Origin of the sequence: Pseudomonas sp. BS-2016 (assembly GCF_001806145.1) — a bacterium.
GTDB classification, from domain to species: domain Bacteria; phylum Pseudomonadota; class Gammaproteobacteria; order Pseudomonadales; family Pseudomonadaceae; genus Aquipseudomonas; species Aquipseudomonas lundensis.
Genome location: NZ_MLCT01000165.1, coordinates 1 through 1,996, shown reverse-complemented (window position 1 = coordinate 1,996; position 1,996 = coordinate 1). Strand labels below are relative to the sequence as shown.

Below are 1,996 nucleotides of genomic sequence, written 5' to 3'. Positions count from 1 at the left end.
GCCGGCGTTTTGCCCGTGCCCATGCGTTGCAACAACCCCTGAAAGAGAACCGCGAGCGCCTGCGCCAGGCCGCTGCGGTGTTCGATTGCACCCGCGAAGGGGTGCTGGTCACCGATACCCAAGGGCTGATCGTGCACGTTAACCGCGCTTTCATGGAGATCACCGGCTACCAGTGCGAAGACGTCATGGGCCAACGGCCAAGCCTGTTCAAGTCCGGGCGCCACTCGGCGCATTTCTACCAGCAAATGTTCCAGGCCCTGGAAAGCACCGGCGAATGGAGCGGGGAAATCTGGAACCGCCGTAAAAGCGGCGAGGTTTACCCCCAGTGGCAAACCATCCGGGTGATTCACGACGACCAGGGCCAGGTCAGCCACTACGTGGCGGTGTTTTCGGACATCAGCGCCATGAAGAACTCCGAGCACGAATTGGCGCACCTGGCCCATCACGACCCGCTCACCGACCTGCCCAACCGCCTGCTGTTCACCGATCGCGCCGAGCAGGCCCTGGCTTCCGCGCAGGTGCATAAGCGTGGCTGCGCTCTGCTGTTGATGGACCTGGACCACTTCAAGATCATCAACGACAGCCTCGGCCATAACGTTGGCGATCAGTTGCTCAAACTGGTGGCCGAACGCCTGAGCGGCCTGTTTGGGCCGGGGGTTACCCTGGCGCGCCTGGGGGGCGACGAATTTGCCGTGCTGGCAGAAAGCTGCCCGCAGGTGGTGCAAGCGGCGGCCTTGGCGCAGCGCATGCTCAACGCCATGAAGGATCCGTTCATTTTTGACGGCAACCAGCTGTTTATCAGCGCCAGTATCGGTATCAGCCTGTTCCCCAGTGACGCCCTGAGCGCCGAGCAACTGCTGCGCAACGCCGATTCCGCGTTGTTCAAGGCCAAGAGCGCCGGGCGCGAAGGCTACGCGTTGTACACCGAAGAACTGACCGCCCACGCCCAGCATCGGGTGGAAATCGCTGGCGAGCTGCGTCGCGCCCTCGACCAACATGAGCTGCGCGTCTATTACCAGCCGGTGCACGACCTGCATGATAGCCGTTTGGTCGGCGTTGAAGCACTGGTGCGCTGGCAGCACCCGGAGCGCGGCCTGGTACCCCCGGGCGAGTTCATCCCCATCGCCGAGCGCACCGGGTTGATTGCCGAGATCGATGCGTGGGTGATGGACCAGGCCTGCCGCCAAATGTGCCAGTGGCTGGCCGACGGCGCGCCGCTGAGCTTTATCGCAATCAATGTCTCCAGCCGCCTGTTTGCCCGGCGCGAGCTGTATGAGCAAGTGGCCCAAGTGCTGCACGCCACTGGGCTGGACCCAGCCTTCCTGGAGCTGGAGGTCACCGAGAGCGCAGTGATGGACGACCCGGAAGTCGCACTGGAGCAACTGCACCGCCTGCGCGAACTGGGCCTGCGTCTGGCGATCGACGACTTTGGCACCGGCTATTCCTCGTTGTTGCGCCTCAAACGCCTGCCGGTGCAGAAGCTCAAGATCGACCAGGGCTTTGTGGCGGGCTTGCCGTGGGACGAAGACGACGCCGCGATTGTGCGCGTGGTGATCGCCCTGGCCAAAAGCATGGGCATGCAGGTGCACGCCGAAGGGATCGAGCAGGTGGAACAGGCGCGGTTCCTGCTGGATCAGGAATGCGACATGGGCCAGGGGTACTGGTTTGGACGGCCGATGCCGGCTGATGAAATCGACTGGACCCGAGCCCCTCTGATTCGTCAGGACTGACTCGGCCAATGTGGGAGCCGGGCTTGCCCGCGAAGGCGGCGTGTCAGTCACTGTATCTGTAACTGCACCACCGCTTTCGCAGGCAAGCCAGCTCCCACAGGGGTTCTGCGGCGCCTGTGTGTGAGCGTTTTTTCTGCCGAAACCCTTGCAACCCCATGCCCTATCAGAAAATTCTTTCTGGTTATATAAACATTCTTAAATAGTATTTTTAAGAATATCCGCGCTTATCTACTATCGCCCTCACGCCGCAAGCAGTGCCGCCACTG

The 1,996-nt window shown here is 62.0% G+C and carries 1 protein-coding gene; it reads left to right on the top strand.

All coding sequences use genetic code 11. The features are described from left to right. Positions 1-1,730, top strand: a 1,730-nt coding sequence (gene dibA, locus BKD70_RS23360; protein WP_070415493.1) for a phosphodiesterase DibA, incomplete at its 5' end; no start/stop codon positions are given. Positions 1,731-1,996 lie beyond the last annotated feature (266 nt).